The 14,693-nt window shown below is 55.8% G+C and carries 14 protein-coding genes; 7 read left to right on the top strand and 7 right to left on the bottom strand.

From position 1 onward, the window contains the following. Positions 1-68 precede the first annotated feature (68 nt). Positions 69-1,658: a carbohydrate-binding protein gene (locus ACSV5M_RS09630; protein WP_439175830.1), complete on the bottom strand. Its 1,590-nt coding sequence runs from the start codon at positions 1,656-1,658 to the stop codon at positions 69-71. Positions 1,659-1,728: 70 nt separating this feature from the next. Next, entirely contained in the window at positions 1,729-2,004 is a 276-nt protein-coding gene (locus ACSV5M_RS09625; RefSeq protein WP_439175829.1) for a hypothetical protein, read from the bottom strand. Between the two features lie 15 nt (positions 2,005-2,019). On the opposite strand from ACSV5M_RS09625, the gene ACSV5M_RS09620 reads away from it, so the two are divergent. The 3 genes from ACSV5M_RS09620 to ACSV5M_RS09610 are packed head-to-tail and all read left to right on the top strand — an operon-like array spanning position 2,020 to position 4,017. After that, on the top strand, positions 2,020-2,319 hold the full coding sequence (locus ACSV5M_RS09620) for a hypothetical protein (RefSeq protein WP_439175828.1): 300 nt from the start codon (positions 2,020-2,022) through the stop codon (positions 2,317-2,319). 49 nt (positions 2,320-2,368) lie between these two features. Continuing rightward, the gene (locus ACSV5M_RS09615) at positions 2,369-3,244 is read left to right on the top strand and encodes a sensor histidine kinase (protein WP_439175827.1); all 876 of its coding nucleotides are present in this window, start codon (positions 2,369-2,371) and stop codon (positions 3,242-3,244) included. A gap of 23 nt (positions 3,245-3,267) precedes the next feature. Then, on the top strand, positions 3,268-4,017 hold the full coding sequence (locus ACSV5M_RS09610; RefSeq protein ID WP_439175825.1) for a LytR/AlgR family response regulator transcription factor: 750 nt from the start codon (positions 3,268-3,270) through the stop codon (positions 4,015-4,017). A gap of 551 nt (positions 4,018-4,568) precedes the next feature. On the opposite strand, the gene ACSV5M_RS09605 is transcribed toward ACSV5M_RS09610, so the two are convergent. From ACSV5M_RS09605 to ACSV5M_RS09595, 3 genes are all read right to left on the bottom strand, one after another. After that, complete coding sequence (locus tag ACSV5M_RS09605; protein ID WP_439175824.1) at positions 4,569-5,942, bottom strand: DUF3482 domain-containing protein; 1,374 nt, start codon at positions 5,940-5,942, stop codon at positions 4,569-4,571. After that, complete coding sequence (locus ACSV5M_RS09600; RefSeq protein WP_439175823.1) at positions 5,942-6,991, bottom strand: DUF2868 domain-containing protein; 1,050 nt, start codon at positions 6,989-6,991, stop codon at positions 5,942-5,944. The genes ACSV5M_RS09605 and ACSV5M_RS09600 overlap by 1 nt, the downstream gene beginning before the upstream one ends. A gap of 177 nt (positions 6,992-7,168) precedes the next feature. Further along, complete coding sequence (locus tag ACSV5M_RS09595) at positions 7,169-8,407, bottom strand: glycoside hydrolase family 26 protein (protein ID WP_439175821.1); 1,239 nt, start codon at positions 8,405-8,407, stop codon at positions 7,169-7,171. Between the two features lie 244 nt (positions 8,408-8,651). On the opposite strand from ACSV5M_RS09595, the gene tsaA reads away from it, so the two are divergent. Beyond that, complete coding sequence (tsaA, locus tag ACSV5M_RS09590; RefSeq protein WP_439175819.1) at positions 8,652-9,368, top strand: tRNA (N6-threonylcarbamoyladenosine(37)-N6)-methyltransferase TrmO; 717 nt, start codon at positions 8,652-8,654, stop codon at positions 9,366-9,368. 8 nt (positions 9,369-9,376) lie between these two features. On the opposite strand, the gene fabF is transcribed toward tsaA, so the two are convergent. Beyond that, complete coding sequence (gene fabF / locus ACSV5M_RS09585; RefSeq protein WP_439175818.1) at positions 9,377-10,651, bottom strand: beta-ketoacyl-ACP synthase II; 1,275 nt, start codon at positions 10,649-10,651, stop codon at positions 9,377-9,379. Positions 10,652-10,759: 108 nt separating this feature from the next. Here fabF and ACSV5M_RS09580 point away from each other — a divergent pair, with 108 nt between their 5' ends. The 3 genes from ACSV5M_RS09580 (at position 10,760) to serA (ending at position 13,542) form a co-directional block, all read left to right on the top strand. Next, positions 10,760-11,377, top strand: coding sequence for a TetR/AcrR family transcriptional regulator (locus tag ACSV5M_RS09580; protein ID WP_439175816.1), 618 nt, complete (start codon positions 10,760-10,762; stop codon positions 11,375-11,377). 69 nt (positions 11,378-11,446) lie between these two features. After that, positions 11,447-12,163 carry a DUF4197 domain-containing protein gene (locus ACSV5M_RS09575; RefSeq protein WP_439175815.1) on the top strand — a complete coding sequence of 239 codons (717 nt, stop codon included), beginning with the start codon at positions 11,447-11,449 and terminating at the stop codon, positions 12,161-12,163. Positions 12,164-12,312: 149 nt separating this feature from the next. Further along, positions 12,313-13,542 (top strand): phosphoglycerate dehydrogenase, encoded by a 1,230-nt coding sequence (gene serA / locus ACSV5M_RS09570; RefSeq protein WP_439175813.1) that lies wholly within the window; start codon positions 12,313-12,315, stop codon positions 13,540-13,542. A 195-nt stretch (positions 13,543-13,737) separates the two neighbouring features. On the opposite strand, the gene ACSV5M_RS09565 is transcribed toward serA, so the two are convergent. Next, a complete protein-coding gene (locus ACSV5M_RS09565) occupies positions 13,738-14,682 on the bottom strand; it encodes a DUF368 domain-containing protein (RefSeq protein WP_439175812.1) in 945 nt (314 codons plus the stop codon). Between the last annotated feature and the right edge of the window lie 11 nt (positions 14,683-14,693).

The following is a 14,693-nucleotide window of genomic DNA, read 5'->3' as shown; positions in this document are numbered from 1 at the left end:
AAAGTTATTCAAACGTTAGCAATTTGGCAGCTAAATAACCGTGCGTTGGCGGACCAAACGAACCGGACTTACAACTTGGTAATTCTCAGCCAATTAATATTCCAACCACTTTGCGGCGCATACAAACCAACACTATGCGTACCTGCCGGCAACTGCACATCGCGCGACACCGTCGTCCAGCTCTGCCAACTACCGGTCGACGGAATCGTCACCGTCCCAAGCTGCGTAGCACCACCATTCAAATCCAGCGACAACTGCGCACCATTGGGGCTCGCCACACGAAACTCGACCCGATAACTTCCCGCCGTGGGAAAATTAATATTGCCGTAGCTCAGCCAGTCACCGGCATCAATCCAACCCACATTCAAACCACCGCCGACATCCTGGGTCGCTTCCGTCTGCACGCCTGACATAAAGCTGTAAGACTCCGCCTGGATTAATTGCGAAAACGCGGGCGAAGAACTGCTGGACGACGAACTGCTCGCCGGTGTTGAACTACTGCTGGATGTTGCGCCACCAACAACCCCATAGGGCGGAGCCAGGGTCGCGCAGGTTTCAATACCCACACAATCAATGCCATTTTGATTGCCCCAACCACTGCTGATATGGGTACAAAGCGCGTAGTAAGTGCCCCACCAATTGCACTGCTGCGCCGCAACCGATGAACTGGAACTGGAAGACGATGACGTACCGCCGTTGCCATCAAGGCTTTGCACATAGGTAGTACCGGCAGCACGCAGATTGGCCACGGCCTGATTGACGAGCGCCGGAGACACAATGTTGTCCTTCTCAAAATACACCCAGTCGATATCTTCGTAATATTCGCGGTAGGTTGAGGTATTCAGGTAACCGCGCCGGTTACACGCCGGATCAAAACAGTCGTTGCTGAACCAGATCTGGAACATCAGGTACATCGGATGATCCGGCGCAACCGCACCGCTGAAACCTTCCTGAAAAACGCCGTCGATATAAAACGACACATAGCCATCCATGACCTGTGCCACCAGGGTGCGCCAACCCGCCAGGCTGCCGGTGCGCACGGTATGGCCGCGACTGGTGGGATCACTGAAGTCGACGATGCGATAGGTCGTCATCCACATAGCCGGTGTACCCGAGCCGGTCCACCAGCCGCCATTGGCCAGGTATTCAAAATCGATTTCGCTGTAAGGCTCTGCGCCTTCAATGTAATCCGTCAGGCCAAAAAAGGTTTCGATCACCGTGTCGCCATCCGGGCCGGTGGACGGCGTATCAGTGAAAAACATGCGCGCCGCCCAGGTACCGTTTTTATAAACCTGCTCAACCCGTGCGACCTCGGTTTGCGATGAGGTCCCCACCGTGGACCGATTGGTTGCGGTGTTGATGTTGGTACCGTTGACGTTAGTACTCGCCTTGAGCCGCATCAGTTTATTCCCCGAGGACGCCGGGTCATTTACAAACGATACATTGGCCGTGCTCCAGGTACCGTTAGCCAGACCCGGGCCACCAGCCCAGGTACGGATGCGCCAACCGTTGTTGGTAAATTGCGCGGTGTTGCTGTAACTGAAATCATCGAACAGGATCTGTTGCGCATGAACCAGCGGCGCCAGCAGCGCCAAAAGCAACGCGCCGACAAGGTGCCGGGCAAGCCTGGTCGATAGGTGTTGTTTGACCGAATACATGAATTGCTCCTTACAGTCTTTTTGGTATAGGGAGAAAAAATTGCCTTCGTGAATACACAGGCACTTCACGCTAACACCCGTCCCATACCCCAACAATACGGCAGCCAAAACTCGTACCCGCGCTGCCGAAAGTCGAACTCGCAAGGCTCACCAGTTCACAATAGGTTGCGAATACTTCCGCCATCCGGCTGTGGCGCAACGCTGACGGAGAACGGATTTCACCGCACCGTTCGTCGCACTTATCTGCACTTCCCGCCACCGCTTTGGCGTTCTGTCCACCGCCGCTCGTGCCCTTGATTCGGAGTTGATAGCCTGTTTCTACACCCACATCGGGTTTCACTACCATTTAAAGGAGAGTCACATGAAACACGTTCATTTTCAGGGAGTCACCAACGGCCTTAAGGGGGCCGAACAGGCGGTAAAAGATTTTGCCAGCGAATTTCGTCAATGGCTGCGCCAGGCTAACTGGCTGGAGATATTCTTGCTGTGTATCCCGGCGGCCCTGGCAATTACGCTCTTGCCCCTGGTGGTATTCCTGTTTGCCCTCTGCCTGCTTGCCCGCTGGTTGATGAGCCCGGCTAATCCGCCGGAAAATACCGGGCTGGTCGTAGACAATAACGCCGCTGACACCGATGATAAGCCACAGCCGGTCAATCAGTAATCCCACCATCATCCTGTGTCATGGCCGTAAGGAAATGGAGTATCAACCGATGAACCACAAACCGACCACACCGGATCACAATCCGGAAACCAATTTCAGCAAACTCTGGTGGCAATTCTTTGACTGGGTTGCAGTGGTGCCCTGGCCCAAGATGGTGGTGCTCTGTTTCCTTGCATTTATCGTGGCCGGTATCTTGCATTTGCCGTCGATTTTTTATCTGGCCATCCTTGCCACCGTTGTGATGAAAATTCTCGCGGGTGGTAAGCGGCGCGCCGACATCGCCGCCAGCGCCGCCTCCGAACGCGCCGATGTGGAAGCGCTGGAAAGGCGATTACTGGAGGCCCAGGTAGCCGTACTGCAAGCCCAGGTAGAGCCGCACTTTTTATTCAATACCCTGGCGTTGATCGGCCAATACATTGAAACCGATCCACCGGAAGCAGCGCGCATCCATAAGCATCTGATCGATTATTTACGGGCGGCTGTCCCGCAGATGCGCGCTGGTGGTGGCACCACGTTGGCGGAGCAAATTAATTTATCCCGCGCGTACCTCAATATCATGCAGGCGCGCATGAAAGAGCGACTGCGCGTAGCCATTGAGGTGCCGGACGTGTTAAATGAAGCGCGCTTCCCGCCGATGATGTTACAAAGTGTGGTGGAGAACGCCATCAAGCACGGCCTCGAACCCAAACTGGCCGGTGGTGAAATTAAAATCCGCGCGCGCCTTGCAGAAGGAGATTTAGTGGTGGAAGTCATCGACAACGGCGCCGGTTTTAATCCGCGCGCTAAAGACGGTGTGGGCTTGGCCAATATCCGCGAGCGCTTGAAAATATTGTACGGCGGCAAAGCGCAACTGGTGATTGAAGTTCCACCACAAGGCGGCACTGCCGTGGCGATCCATGTGCCCTATCATCTCAATGAAAAATAATACGCGCAGGAGTTCGGCCCCACATGCCCACCGCCATCATCGTTGACGACGAAGCGCCCATGCGCGCCCAACTGCACCGCCACTTGAAAAACGTGTGGCCGCAGCTGGCAATTGTGGCGGAAGCCAGCAGCGGCGTTGAAGCGATTGAACTGGTAACACGCCACAAGCCGGATATTATTTTTCTCGACATCCGTATGCCCGGCTTGAGCGGTATCGAAACCGCGAAGGTGTTATACAACCAGTGTCATATCGTCTTTGTTACCGCTTACGATCAATACGCCGTGCAGGCGTTCGACCAGGGCGCGATTGATTATCTGCTTAAACCGGTAGACGACGAGCGCTTGCGTCTCACTTGCGAGCGCTTAAACGCGCGCTTGCAGAGCCAACCGGAAAATATCGAAGCCCTGTTAAAAAACCTGCTGCAGTTTGAAGAAGGCCAAACGCCGAATTACCTGCGCTGGATTCAGGCCAGCGTGGGTAATAGCTTGCGCATGATCAGCACCCAGGAAATTTTATTTTTTCGCGCGGATGATAAGTACACCCGGGTGCAAACCGAGAAAGCCGAATTCCTGATTCGCAAGCCGTTAAAAGAGTTGGCATTGGAGCTGGACCCGCAGGAATTCTGGCGGATTCATCGCGGGATTCTGGTGCGCGTTGATGCAATTAGCGAAGTCACCCGCGATTACCGCGGGCGACAGATTGTGCATGTGCGCAATCATCCGGAGCACCTTGAGGTGAGCCGCAACCATTCGCATTTGTTTCAGCAGATGTAGCGGATTTTCTAGCGAGAGCGGAGTTGCGAAGTATCGGGCGAGACTCGCCGTACATACATCCCTGTAGGCTCATCACCGACATCCGTGTCGGTGATGGTCTCGCCCGATACTTCGCAACTCCTCATGTGCTATTCGGACAGATGTGGTGGTACTTTTTTAACGACTAGTCCGGTATCTAGCTCCGCAACCCCTGAATCGCACGACGAACAACGTGAAAAGCTCTTCATTCCATTGTTCTTCGTATCCAGCTCGCTCCAGATAACCGCCAAACGAGTTATAAAGCTTTTCTGCCCAGTACTGTGAGCTACCTTCGCAGGGAAGAACCAAACCACCTTCAGCTGATCGATTAACCATTGCCCAGAAAAACTTACTCAGATGGATTACTGCCTGCGCCCATTTCAGTTCCAATCTACCAGCACTCGATAAAGCGGATTGCGGAGTGCGATGTGGGCCCATCACCGACATGGATGTCGGTGATGGGCCTACACGGACGTATCTACGGCGTGTCCCGCATCGCACTCCGCAATCCAGCCAATGGCACGTTCAGAAATTCACTCCCTCTCCCCCACAACCTTCTGCAACTCCCCCATCACCCACTTCACCAACGCATCCTGCTGCTTCGCTTTCCATTGATCCTGTTGCAAGAATTTTGCCCATTGCAACAACTGCACTTGTTCCTGGCGCGACCAATCGGTGGCGCTGGTGCGGAGGGTAAGTGCGCCGCGTTCGGCGTGAGGGCGGTGCCAGAGTTGGCGGGTGACGGTGAGCGCGCGAGCCATGACGACGAGGGGGAAATTGGGATGCTGCACCGGGCCGGCGAATTCTTTTTGTTGTGCCAGCGGTAACCAGCCGAGGCGCTTTCCGGGGAGTTGCCGTGCGGCGAGCCAGCCGCCGACGGAGCCGATAACGCCACCGGATAATGCACCTAATAAAAATGAACTACCGCCTAAACCGGCGTCCACAATCAAACCAGTTGCCGCGCCGGCGGCGCCGCTGACCAATAATAATTCGCGTTGTTTTAAGCCCCATAAATACCAGGTTTCGGTATTCATTAGCGTATCGCTGCCGAGATCCCACTGTGCGTCATTTTCAAACACGAAATGATTGTGACCCCAGGCGCTGCTGATGTGTTTGAAAAATTGTTTTTCCTGTTCATCCAATGCGCGTCGTAAACGTTCTTCGGCCTGGCTCAATCCACTTTTATCTAACAGCGTTACCGGTTCACGCCGATTGATTTGTTCGCACCAATAATTGGCGAGATTAAAACCGACATCCTGCAAACGTTGCTGATCGCGCTCGGCGAGGCCCGTGCATAATTCGCTGATGGATTTGCTCCACTCCGGCAACAGTTCGCCCATGGCACGAAATAACGTTAAACGTTCCGGCACACTGGCGGTAAGCGGATTGAATACGCGTACCCACTGGAAAAATTGCGTGAGCGTGCGCTGCCATTCATCCAGTGCGCGCGGCTCGCCCATGGGGTTGATCACGGCCATGCGCGGCTGGCCAGTCCAGCGCAGGATTTCCATCTCCGCTTCATCGGCGGGGCTGACCGCTTGCGCGCCGTCGACAACATACAAGATGCCCGCGCCGGCCATGATGGGCGTGAGCAAGGCGACTTCATCCGGAAATTTTTGTGCGTGGCCCGGTTCGCGCAGAAATTGTTTGACACGTTCGGGGCGATTGGCGGAGCTGACCTCCGCGCTTTGCAACCAACTCAGCACCTGGCGCGCGCGTTGAAAACCGGGCGTATCCGTTAATTTGAGCAACACGCGTTGGTCGAGCAAAAATTCAAAGGTGTCGGCGCTGGTGGTGGTGCCCGATTCGGCACCGATGCGCACGCTGTCGTTTTCAGTGAGCGTGGAGACGATGGAGGATTTGCCCTTGTTGGGATGGCCCACCACACATAAATGAGGAATAGTCATCAGGTGGTTTCCTTAAGCCAGACAAGTTGTTGTTGAGTGGCGAAGGCGCGCCAGCTGGCAAGATGACGCGCCGGGTCCGTGGTGGCATCACACACGGCTTGCAATGCCTGTCGGGTGATGCCGGCGGTGCGCGCCAGTTGAATCAGGTCGCTCAGTTCTCCCACCGGCGAGCGGCTGGCGTTGACCCGCCATAACAGGCTGTGCGGTTTGTCGGCGAGCAGCGCTTTGAACGCGGCCTCATCGTGTTGCCAATCGGCGACGCCTAACACGGTGCCGGCATCGCTGCGGATTTCCCATTGAACAACCATCGCGTTTTGCCAATCGGTCGGTGACGCTTCACTGACAGCACTTGCTGGTGTTGTCGTTACTGTCAATTGCGGCGCTCGAACGTTCACTTCGTGGCCACGCAAGTGACGCAGCCGCATGGCCAGTAATCCACGCAACACCAAACGCGGCAACAGGTTGTAACACAACAGGCTCGCCATCAAAAACGGCCACCACTCACCGGCGGCGGTGATGTTGTCATTCGGCGCGATTCTGATATAGCGGGTTGATTCAATAACGCTCGCATCCGGCACTGCCGCCGGCCACAGCCACTGCCAGGGTGTCGCAATCGTTTCAGTCAGCGCGAGGACCGTCTGTTGCTCATCAATCAGCGTCGAACTCCAGCCAAACGCCAGGTCCGTAAACAGCAACAACAACCAATAACCGACAAGCATGCCCACGCCGATCAGCAACCAGAAACTTTGCAACAGCGCCAACATCTCCAACCGCTGGCGTTTTGACGGATGCCAATGCACCGTGCGATTGCGCCATTGGAATAACCAGGGTCGGCCACTCCCAAAGAACATCGCCCACAAGGACGCAACAGAACCCAACAAGGGCAAACCCGCCCACAGCAACCAGATCCACAACACATTGATTCGCCCGCTCGGGCTGTAACTGAGCGAACCGGCCGCAATGCCCATTCCCAACAACAGGGCGACGAGCCACAACAACCAGGAAACCTGTGGCGGCAGTGTGAGGGATGGGGTGTTGGTCAATTGCATATCCGGGCCAGTCAGCAAAAGAGGCGATAGTAGCAGTATTAACGGGTGAGAAAACCTTGGCCGTGCCACAGCCCTTGAGGGAACGAGGGGTTGAAAACGCGGTGAATACATCCCTGTAGCTCCCTCACGTCGTCCTTGACGTGAGGGTTTCAACCCCTCGTTCCCTCAAGGGCTCTACTAGAGTGGTGCCACATACATATCTGGCAATTCGTTCTCAAACAACACCAGCGCATGACGGGAAAAATGCAGGAAATCCGCTGCGCCTTCGTGGCCTTCGTAAGGCACATAAAAATGATCGCGCCCTTCACGCTCGCGGTTGGCGTTGCGCCAGACCATCATGTAGGCCAGTTGTCGCGTGGTGGCGTTGGCTTTGATCGCCGGTAAGACGGTGTCTGTCCAAAACTTCGGATTGGGCAATTTATCCTGGCCGCCTTCGGTCAATGCGGCGATTTTGCCTTTCTCGTTGGCGATCTCAACAATCGCTTGCAGGCTGCGCGCGAAATCCTGTTTTTGTTGTTCTGCCGGGGCCTCGTTGGCGGGGTGGCCGAGATCCCAGTAGTTGTCCAGGCCGATGATGTCGACATAGTCGTCGCCGGGGTAGCCGTAGAGATAGTCGCGTTTGAAGTGGTTGATGTCCGTGCGGCTGCGGTCGGGCGAGAAGGCGTAGATCAGGTTGTGCACCTTGTTGTCATCGCGCAGGTATTCCACAGTGAAGCGCCAGAGCGCGATGTAATCTGCTTCGCTGGCGTGGCCCTTGCCCCACCAGAACCAGTCGCCGTTGTGCTCGTGCCAGGGGCGGAAGATGAGCGGAATGTAATGCTTTTCGCCCTGCTCATCGGTCAGCGCCAACTGCTCGTTAAAGACGATAAATGCATCCAGATACGCCTTGAGCTGTTCATGTTTGCTGCCGCCGGGAATGATCTCGGCCACAGTGGGCCGGGTATCCCAGGCATTGCCGCCGGTGGCCGGGCTGTTCATGTGCCAACTGATGGTGGTCACTCCGCCGCGCTGGTAGGCCGCCTGAATCCAGCGGCGCATGCGCTCGAAGTTAACCTTGTCGAGATTTTCCGGCGCACCCAGTTCCAGATTGCCGATCTCCCAACCATAGAGCGCAGGGTGGGAGCCGGTCACATCGCGGGCGTCGGAGCGATCTTCGTCGCCCTCCCACAGCACGCCATAGGCCAGCGCATCCTGATGGCCGAATAACACATGTTCGGGGCTTAATCGATGCAAATTCTGGTAGAGCGCGCGGGTTTGTACGGTAGCTTTTGCGTCTACGAGAGACACAGTGTTAGCCGCGTGCTCTGGATCGGACTCCGCGCAGGAGATAAGAATAGACAGGCTCGCCAGGGCGAGAAAGCAACGGATGAAAAAACAGGGTAGCCATTTAGCAGTAGCAGTGTGGGTTTTGATCATGGGCAAACTCACGCAGATAGTTATGTTTAATGTTCTCCAAAGATGTGCTTTATGATTTTTTCCAGGGACGCGCACAATAATTCCCCGGATTTGCCTGCTGTTGGACGCCCATACTACCAGCAAGGCCGAGGTGCGGCGCCAACCAAATTGCTAAAAGTTTTTTCCTTTACCCGTTGCGTATTTTTCACTTGAGCGGGCTCGGTGAATTCCGTAGCCTTGCGGCTTTCACCCTGCGGATAACCCCATGGAATTTACCTTCCCCGCCATCGGAATCGTCCATTCCTGCTTCAAGGAAAAGTTTGGCATCCCCCGTCAACCGGGATTGGTGCCGCTGGCGCGCGCGCAACTGGAATTGCTCCCGCCCTTTGATGATCCCGCCGCGCTGGACGGCCTGGAAACTTGCAGCCACCTGTGGATTCAATTTGTCTTCCACGCCAACCGCCGCGAAGAGTGGAAACCCAGGGTTAAACCGCCGCGCCTCGGCGGCAACAAAAGCCTCGGCGTCTTCGCCACCCGCTCGCCGGTTCGGCCGTCACCGATCGGTTTATCGGTGGTGCGACTGGAAGGTATTCATCAGGAAAAGGGCAAGCTGTGGCTGGCGTTATCGGGGGTTGATCTGCTCGACGGCACGCCGGTGCTGGATATCAAACCCTACGTGCCGTATGTGGATTGTGTGGCGGATGCGGTGAACGGGTTTGCGGCGGAAGCACCCTCACAAATGGCGGTACGTTTTTCTGCAACGGCACTGGATTTCTGCGCGGATTATCTCCGCAGCAAAGGGCTGGATCTTCAATCATTGCTGACGCAAATCCTGCAACAGGATCCGCGCCCTTCGTACCAGGCGCTCGACCCCGACCGGGTGTATGGCATGCGTCTGCTGGACCTGGATATACGCTGGTATTACGCAGCCCAGAACGCAGAATCCTTCGCCCTCGTAACGGACATCGTCGTCACCGGCTGATCAGCTTGTTATTCATTGGGCCACTTGCTTACCAGCAACGCCGCATTCACACCACCAAAACCAAAGCCGTTGCAAAGCGCATGCAAAACACGCTGCTTTCTGCTGTGCAGCGGGATGAAGTCCAGATTCTGAAAATCGTCATCCACCTGTTCTAGGTTCAGCGTCGCAGGTAACCGATCTTCTATCGTCGCCATCACCGTAAAGATACTCTCCACTCCACCGGCGGCTCCCAGCAAATGCCCGGTAGCTGATTTGGTGGAGGACACCGGCACCTGCGGCAAATGCTCGCCAAACACCGCGCGCAAACTGGCCACTTCAGCACGGTCGCCCACCGGGGTGGAAGTTGCGTGAGCATTCACGTAATGAATATCTGCCGGCTGCAAATTGGCCATCGCCAGGGCGCGCCGCATGGCCGCTGCCGCACCGGCACCGTCTTCGGGTCCCGAGGTAATATGGTGTGCATCGCTGCTGGTACCATAACCACTCAGTATCGCCAGCGGTGTCGCACCGCGAGCCAGTGCATGCTCCTGGGTTTCGATCACCAATAACCCGGCGCCCTCGCCCATCACAAAACCATTGCGCTGTGCATCAAAGGGGCGCGATGCGGTGTGTGGCGCGTCGGCTTCTGTCGACAGCGCTTTCAATGCATGAAAGCCGGCCAGGGACAGCGGATCAACACAGGCTTCTGTGCCACCGACCAAAGCCACCCGGGCTTCACCGCTGCGAATCAGCCGCATGCCATCGCCAATCGCCTGAACACCGGCGGCGCACGCGGTTACCGGCGTGCCCAAGGGGCCTTTAAAACCATAACGAATAGAGACATTGCCCGCCGCCAGGTTGGCGAGGAATGCCGGTACGGTAAATGGCGACAGCTTACGATAACCCCGTTCATCCAGGGTTTTTTGTGCCTGGGTAATGATGGAAAAGCCGCCGATGCCGGTGCCGATAACGGTGGCTGTGGCCTCCTGGTCCGCCAGACTTTGCGGATGCCAGCCGGCCTGGGCCAAGGCTTCCTGCGCCGCTGCCAGGGCATAAAGTGAAAACCGATCCAGCTTTTTACGCTCTTTCGGCTCAATGACCGCATCGGCATCGAACCCGGCTTCAGCATCCCGGGTAATGTCCGGCACCAGACCGGCGATGCGGATGGGGAAGTCGCTGGTGTCGAACCGATCAATAAAACCGATACCTGACTGACCGGCAATCAACCGCTGCCAGACCAGCTTGACACTACAACCGAGAGGGCTGACCATGCCCATACCGGTGACTACGATGGGTGAATTCATGAAATACCTCTTGTCTCGCTATCCGCTGTGGTGTTGCGCAAAAACCAGACGGATCACTCTACTAACCACCACCTTATGATCAAGATCATATTCAGACACTGATATCCCATGCCCTACCCCAAAGACCAGAAAATCAAATCCCGCGCCCGTATCCTTAAATCGGCCACGGAGCTGTTTTTTCGCTATGGTTTTCAGAAGGTGTCCATCAACCAGATCATGAAAGAAGCGCGCATGACCCACGGGGCGTTTTATGCGCACTTTGAATCCAAGGAGGCGCTGTTTTCTGCGTCTTTTCTGGAAACCCTGAAAGATCGTGGACGGGCGCGATTGGTCAAGGCGCCGCTGCCGGTGAAAAAATTGATCGCACTGGCAACCAGCTACCTCAACCTGCGTCAACAGGAAAACCTGGAACCGGCGCCGGAAACCCTGCTATTCAATGAAATTGGTCAGCACGACGAACGTATCCGCCCGCTGTTACAAAATTCCTACGATCACCTGCGCAAACTGCTCGAGAATCGTATTACCGCCATCAGCCGTCTGCAAAAACTCGAGATTAACCCAAGCCTGATCAGCGACCGCGCCCGCGCGGTGCTCGCCTCACTGGTCGGCGCCATTACCCTCGCCCGTATGCTCCCGGACGAAACCGAACGCTGCGCCATATTAAACGCTGCACAAACGCAGATTCTGGCGTTGATGGGTGTGCAGCCACGGCAGCTTGAACGTTAACGACATACCGGCAGGCGCTTTTATCACTTTCTCAATTCCATCGACCCGTTCCATCACAAGGACACCCTTATGAAAGCCCTGAAAATCCTGTTACTCGCCGTGCCCCTGTCCCTCGCCGCCTGCAATGCCAGCATGCCGGAAATCCTGCAAACCAGTGCCGACGTGGCCAGTGCCAGTGGTTACGGCAACCAGGCGCAATTGGTACGCGGCATCAAGGACGCGCTGGAACTGAGCAGCGGGCGCGCCGCCACTAGCCTGTCGCAAACCGGCGGCTACAGTAATAATCCACTGTACCGCATAGAATTGCCGCAATCAGTCCAGCCTATCGCCAGCACCCTGCGCCAGTTCGGCTTGGGCGGACAATTGGATAAGGTCGAAGCACTGATGAATCAGGGCGCGGAAAAAGCAGCGGTTGAAGCGAAGGATGTCTTTATCAGTGCCGTGCGTAATATGACGGTGACCGATGCGCTGGGTATTGTTCGCGGTCACGACACGGCGGCCACGGATTATTTCCGCCAGCAAACCGAGTCCACCCTGCGCCAGCGCTACCTGCCCATCATCCAGCAGAACCTGCGGCAGGTCGGATTTTATAACCAGTATCAACAGCTGCTTGGTACCTATAAACAACTCCCCATCGCCAACAAGCCGGACCTGGATCTGGAACAGCATGTGTTGAACCAGAGCCTGACGGCGTTATTCAAGGAAGTGGCTACTCAGGAAAAACTGATTCGTAAAGATCCGGTGGAGCGCGGCAGCGCCATCATCGGTGCCGTCTTCAGCAAGTAGCGGTATTCAGGACGTAATTGGCGCCGGGCGGCGCGCAGCCACAGGCTGAGCTGTGCTATCATGCCGCCCGTTTTTATCCCCCCGTTTCCACTCCCGATCAGAGATTCCCGTCAGGCGCGGGCCACAGTATTGCCAGAGGTCAGACTTTCATGAGCAAGACGTCGTTAGACAAAAGCAAGATCAAATTCCTGTTGCTGGAAGGCGTTCATCAGTCAGCGGTTAATACGCTCAACGCCGCCGGTTACACCAACATTGAATATCTGAAGACCGCGCTGGGCGAAGACGAGTTGATCGAGCGGATTCAGGATGCCCATTTTGTCGGCCTGCGTTCGCGCACCCAACTGACCCGCCGCGTGTTCGAAAACGCGCCCAAGCTGATCGCCGCCGGTTGTTTCTGCATCGGTACCAATCAGGTCGATCTGAAAGCGGCGCAGGAACACGGCGTTGCGGTATTCAATGCGCCCTACTCCAACACCCGTTCCGTCGCCGAACTGGTGATCGCCGAAGCCATCCTGTTGCTGCGCAACATTCCCGCCAAGAATGCCGTGTGTCATCGCGGCGGCTGGGATAAATCGGCTATCGGCTCTTACGAAATTCGCGGTAAAACCCTGGGCCTGATCGGTTACGGCTCTATCGGCAGCCAGACCAGCGTATTGGCCGAAGGCTTGGGCATGAATGTGTGCTTTTACGACGTGATTACCAAGTTGCCCCTGGGTAATGCGACCCAAATGCGCAGCCTGGATGAGCTCCTGAGCACGGCTGATATCGTCAGCCTGCATGTGCCGGAAACACATGCCACACAAAACATGATCGGCGCGCGGGAAATCGGTTTGATGAAGAAAGGCGCGATCCTGATCAATGCGTCGCGCGGTACCGTGGTGGATATTGATGCACTGGCCCAGGCAATCCGCATCGGTCACTTGTCGGGCGCCGCCATTGACGTCTTCCCGGAAGAACCCAAAGCCAATGATGATGAGTTTGTCAGCCCCTTGCGCGGCCTGGACAACGTCATCCTTACCCCGCATATCGGCGGTTCTACCATGGAAGCCCAGGCGAATATCGGGGTGGAAGTGGCAGAGAAGTTAATTAAATACTCCGATAACGGTACCACCACCAGCTCGGTTAACTTCCCAGAAGTGGCTTTGCCCGGTCACCCGGATGCGCATCGCTTGCTGCACGTTCATGCCAACGTGCCGGGGGTGATGTCGTCTATCAATAAGATCTTCTCCGATTTCAACATCAACATCGTCGCGCAATATCTGCAAACTAACGAGAAGGTTGGTTATGTGGTGGTGGATATTAATTCACCGTACAGCGAGGAAGCGCTGGAAAAATTGCGTAACGTAGAAGGGACAATTCGGTGTCGGGTGCTGTTTTAACTTAAGCACTACCCACATCGACGCCGGCACAGCTTGAGTTTGGCGTTAGGGTGTATGTTTCGAAACCCTCAATTCAGGGATGAATTGAGGGAGCTACAGGGATGTATTCATGCGTTTTCGAAACATACACCCTAATGACAAACGGATTACGGAGTACACCTCAATCACCTGCAGACAAGTAAATAAAAAGCCGCGTTACCTCTTCAACCGATGCGCCACGTACTCGGTTACCACCACCAATAAAATTCCTGCCAAAGCACTTAAACACGCCGCAACTAGCATCGGCTCGACGCCTGTTACCGAGAGGTATTCAAATGGGCTCAGGTTGGCTTGCTGAAGGACGACTGTGTTGCCATCGCTATCTACCGTGGTGGTCAGCACCTGCTTCCAGGGCCAGGTGACGTAGAGCGAGCCCACGAGAAAGCCGATCAGGGTAGCCAGGGTCGCGCTGTGGTAGCTCGCCAGAAGCCAGGAGAGGAAGCGGGAGAAGATGATCAGGCCGCAGATACAGCCTAGGCCGAAGGCGAGGAGTTTGCCGATTTCGAGGTTGTGGATGGCGTTGAGGAAGACCGGGTATAGGCCGACGAGTAAGAGGATAAAGCTGCCGGAGATGCCGGGTAATATCATTGCGCAGATAGCCACAAACCCGCCGAGGAACAAGATCCATGCGTAGCCTGGCAGCTGCGCGGGGGCGAGGTTGGAGATGGCATAGATAAAAGCAGCGCCGAGCAACAGGGCAATCCAGTGGGACAAGCGCCAACTGGTTTGGGATTTACCGAGCAGGTAAATTGAAGCTAACACCAGGCCGGAGAAGAATGCCCATACCAGGATGGGATAGGTTTCCATGGCAATCAATACGATGGCGGCGAAGGTCTTCAGGCTGACGAGGATGCCGCCGAAGAGGGCGACGAGGAAGTTGCCGTTGATGTAGCGCCAGGTGTTGGCGAGGCCGTCTTTCTTGAGCATCAGTAAAACGGCGGGGGTGCAGCGCTTGAGGGAGTTTAACCATTCATCGTAAACGCCGGTGATAAAGGCGATGGTGCCGCCGGAAACGCCCGGTACAACATCCGCAGCCCCCATGCACATGCCTTTCAAAAAGATAACCAGATAATCCTTGATACTGCGCTGTTCTTGCGTCAAAACAGTTTCCT

It is taken from the genome of Cellvibrio sp. ARAG 10.3 (assembly GCF_051846955.1).
Lineage (GTDB): Bacteria > Pseudomonadota > Gammaproteobacteria > Pseudomonadales > Cellvibrionaceae > Cellvibrio.
Note: the sequence above shows the minus strand (reverse complement) of the source record. Positions and strands in the feature narration are given on the sequence as shown.

Bases quoted from the DNA above. Each gene is read 5' to 3' on its own strand.
- ACSV5M_RS09630 (WP_439175830.1), bottom strand. From the start codon at position 1,658: ATGTATTCGGTCAAACAACACCTATCGACCAGGCTTGCCCGGCACCTT.
- fabF (WP_439175818.1), bottom strand. From the start codon at position 10,651: ATGAATTCACCCATCGTAGTCACCGGTATGGGCATGGTCAGCCCTCTC.
- ACSV5M_RS09620 (WP_439175828.1), top strand. From the start codon at position 2,020: ATGAAACACGTTCATTTTCAGGGAGTCACCAACGGCCTTAAGGGGGCC.
- ACSV5M_RS09605 (WP_439175824.1), bottom strand. From the start codon at position 5,942: ATGACTATTCCTCATTTATGTGTGGTGGGCCATCCCAACAAGGGCAAA.
- ACSV5M_RS09600 (WP_439175823.1), bottom strand. From the start codon at position 6,991: ATGCAATTGACCAACACCCCATCCCTCACACTGCCGCCACAGGTTTCC.
- tsaA (WP_439175819.1), top strand. From the start codon at position 8,652: ATGGAATTTACCTTCCCCGCCATCGGAATCGTCCATTCCTGCTTCAAG.
- ACSV5M_RS09610 (WP_439175825.1), top strand. From the start codon at position 3,268: ATGCCCACCGCCATCATCGTTGACGACGAAGCGCCCATGCGCGCCCAA.
- ACSV5M_RS09615 (WP_439175827.1), top strand. From the start codon at position 2,369: ATGAACCACAAACCGACCACACCGGATCACAATCCGGAAACCAATTTC.
- ACSV5M_RS09625 (WP_439175829.1), bottom strand. From the start codon at position 2,004: ATGGTAGTGAAACCCGATGTGGGTGTAGAAACAGGCTATCAACTCCGA.
- ACSV5M_RS09580 (WP_439175816.1), top strand. From the start codon at position 10,760: ATGCCCTACCCCAAAGACCAGAAAATCAAATCCCGCGCCCGTATCCTT.
- ACSV5M_RS09595 (WP_439175821.1), bottom strand. From the start codon at position 8,407: ATGATCAAAACCCACACTGCTACTGCTAAATGGCTACCCTGTTTTTTC.
- serA (WP_439175813.1), top strand. From the start codon at position 12,313: ATGAGCAAGACGTCGTTAGACAAAAGCAAGATCAAATTCCTGTTGCTG.
- ACSV5M_RS09575 (WP_439175815.1), top strand. From the start codon at position 11,447: ATGAAAGCCCTGAAAATCCTGTTACTCGCCGTGCCCCTGTCCCTCGCC.